Annotated in this window: 2 tRNA genes and 2 rRNA genes; all 4 read left to right on the forward strand. The window is 50.5% G+C overall.

What is annotated here, in order from left to right:
- Positions 1-1064 (forward strand): 16S ribosomal RNA (locus AC0Z42_RS29650); the annotation flags it as partial.
- Between the two features lie 97 nt (positions 1065-1161).
- Positions 1162-1238, forward strand: a tRNA-Ile gene (locus AC0Z42_RS29655).
- A gap of 19 nt (positions 1239-1257) precedes the next feature.
- Positions 1258-1333 (forward strand) — tRNA-Ala (locus AC0Z42_RS29660).
- A gap of 260 nt (positions 1334-1593) precedes the next feature.
- Positions 1594-2753, forward strand: a 23S ribosomal RNA gene (locus AC0Z42_RS29665); the annotation flags it as partial.

Raw genomic sequence — 2753 nt, forward strand, 5'->3', positions numbered from 1 at the left:
TGCTAATGACGGTACCTGAAGAATAAGCACCGGCTAACTACGTGCCAGCAGCCGCGGTAATACGTAGGGTGCAAGCGTTAATCGGAATTACTGGGCGTAAAGCGTGCGCAGGCGGTTTTGTAAGTCTGATGTGAAATCCCCGGGCTCAACCTGGGAATTGCATTGGAGACTGCAAGGCTAGAATCTGGCAGAGGGGGGTAGAATTCCACGTGTAGCAGTGAAATGCGTAGATATGTGGAGGAACACCGATGGCGAAGGCAGCCCCCTGGGTCAAGATTGACGCTCATGCACGAAAGCGTGGGGAGCAAACAGGATTAGATACCCTGGTAGTCCACGCCCTAAACGATGTCTACTAGTTGTCGGGTCTTAATTGACTTGGTAACGCAGCTAACGCGTGAAGTAGACCGCCTGGGGAGTACGGTCGCAAGATTAAAACTCAAAGGAATTGACGGGGACCCGCACAAGCGGTGGATGATGTGGATTAATTCGATGCAACGCGAAAAACCTTACCTACCCTTGACATGGCTGGAATCCCCGAGAGATTGGGGAGTGCTCGAAAGAGAACCAGTACACAGGTGCTGCATGGCTGTCGTCAGCTCGTGTCGTGAGATGTTGGGTTAAGTCCCGCAACGAGCGCAACCCTTGTCATTAGTTGCTACGAAAGGGCACTCTAATGAGACTGCCGGTGACAAACCGGAGGAAGGTGGGGATGACGTCAAGTCCTCATGGCCCTTATGGGTAGGGCTTCACACGTCATACAATGGTACATACAGAGCGCCGCCAACCCGCGAGGGGGAGCTAATCGCAGAAAGTGTATCGTAGTCCGGATTGTAGTCTGCAACTCGACTGCATGAAGTTGGAATCGCTAGTAATCGCGGATCAGCATGTCGCGGTGAATACGTTCCCGGGTCTTGTACACACCGCCCGTCACACCATGGGAGCGGGTTTTACCAGAAGTAGGTAGCTTAACCGCAAGGAGGGCGCTTACCACGGTAGGATTCGTGACTGGGGTGAAGTCGTAACAAGGTAGCCGTATCGGAAGGTGCGGCTGGATCACCTCCTTTCTAGAGTTTGCACGAAGCAGTAATGCTTCACCATCAAATGTTCACACTTATCGGCTGTTTAATTAAGAAGAAACAGTAGTCGTAGTAGTTCCGCGTTGGGGCTGTAGCTCAGCTGGTTAGAGCACCGTGTTGATAACGCGGGGGTCGTTGGTTCGAGTCCAACCAGCCCTACCAGCTAATTAGTAGTATCTCAGGGGGATTAGCTCAGCTGGGAGAGCACCTGCTTTGCAAGCAGGGGGTCGTCGGTTCGATCCCGTCATCCTCCACCAAGACTTTGAAAGTGCAAACGTAAGCCGCGCCACCTTGGTGTCAGGTTTAGGTTTGATCTTTTAGCGATCATTGCTGTTTCGTTCTTTAACAATCTGGAAGAAGTAAAGATTATTTATTGATCAAGTCTATGCGTGCAGGAATGCATGAGGCGACTTGATGGGTAATGATTGTATGTATCAACAAACAAGCAACAACGTTGTACTTTCTTATCCCTGTAGCGCTCTTTTCGTTTGAAAGAATGAAGAGGCTAACGTTATAGGGACAAGCGAATAAGTGCACATGGTGGATGCCTTGGCGATTACAGGCGATGAAGGACGTAGTAGCTTGCGATAAGCTGCGGGGAGTGAGCAAACACACTTTGATCCGCAGATTTCCGAATGGGGCAACCCACCCTTTTAGGGTATTGCATACTGAATACATAGGTATGCAAGGCGAACGCGGCGAACTGAAACATCTAAGTAGCTGCAGGAAAAGAAATCAACCGAGATTCCCAAAGTAGCGGCGAGCGAAATGGGAAGAGCCTGTACGTGATAGTCGGACTGATAGAAGAATCCTCTGGAAATAGGAACCGTAGCGGGTGATAGTCCCGTATTCGAAATCAGACCGGTGATACTAAGCGTACGACAAGTAGGGCGGGACACGTGACATCCTGTCTGAATATGGGGGGACCATCCTCCAAGGCTAAATACTCGTAATCGACCGATAGTGAACCAGTACCGTGAGGGAAAGGCGAAAAGAACCCCGGAAGGGGAGTGAAATAGATCCTGAAACCGTGTGCATACAAACAGTAGGAGCGGACTTGTTCCGTGACTGCGTACCTTTTGTATAATGGGTCAGCGACTTACATTCAGTGGCAAGGTTAACCATATAGGGAAGCCGTAGAGAAATCGAGTCCGAATAGGGCGATCAGTCGCTGGGTGTAGACCCGAAACCAAGTGATCTACTCATGGCCAGGATGAAGGTGCGGTAACACGCCCTGGAGGTCCGAACCCACTAATGTTGAAAAATTAGGGGATGAGCTGTGGGTAGGGGTGAAAGGCTAAACAAACTTGGAAATAGCTGGTTCTCTCCGAAAACTATTTAGGTAGTGCCTCAAGTATCACCATCGGGGGTAGAGCACTGTTATGGCTAGGGGGTCATTGCGACTTACCAAACCATTGCAAACTCCGAATACCGATGAGTGCGAGCTTGGGAGACAGACGTCGGGTGCTAACGTCCGGCGTCAAGAGGGAAACAACCCAGACCGCCAGCTAAGGTCCCAAAGATTGGCTAAGTGGAAAACGAAGTGGGAAGGCTAAAACAGTCAGGATGTTGGCTTAGAAGCAGCCATCATTTAAAGAAAGCGTAATAGCTCACTGATCGAGTCGTCCTGCGCGGAAGATGTAACGGGGCTAAGCCAGTCACCGAAGCTGCGGATAT

This window comes from Janthinobacterium sp. 1L-D-8-B-C4 (genome assembly GCF_057291295.1).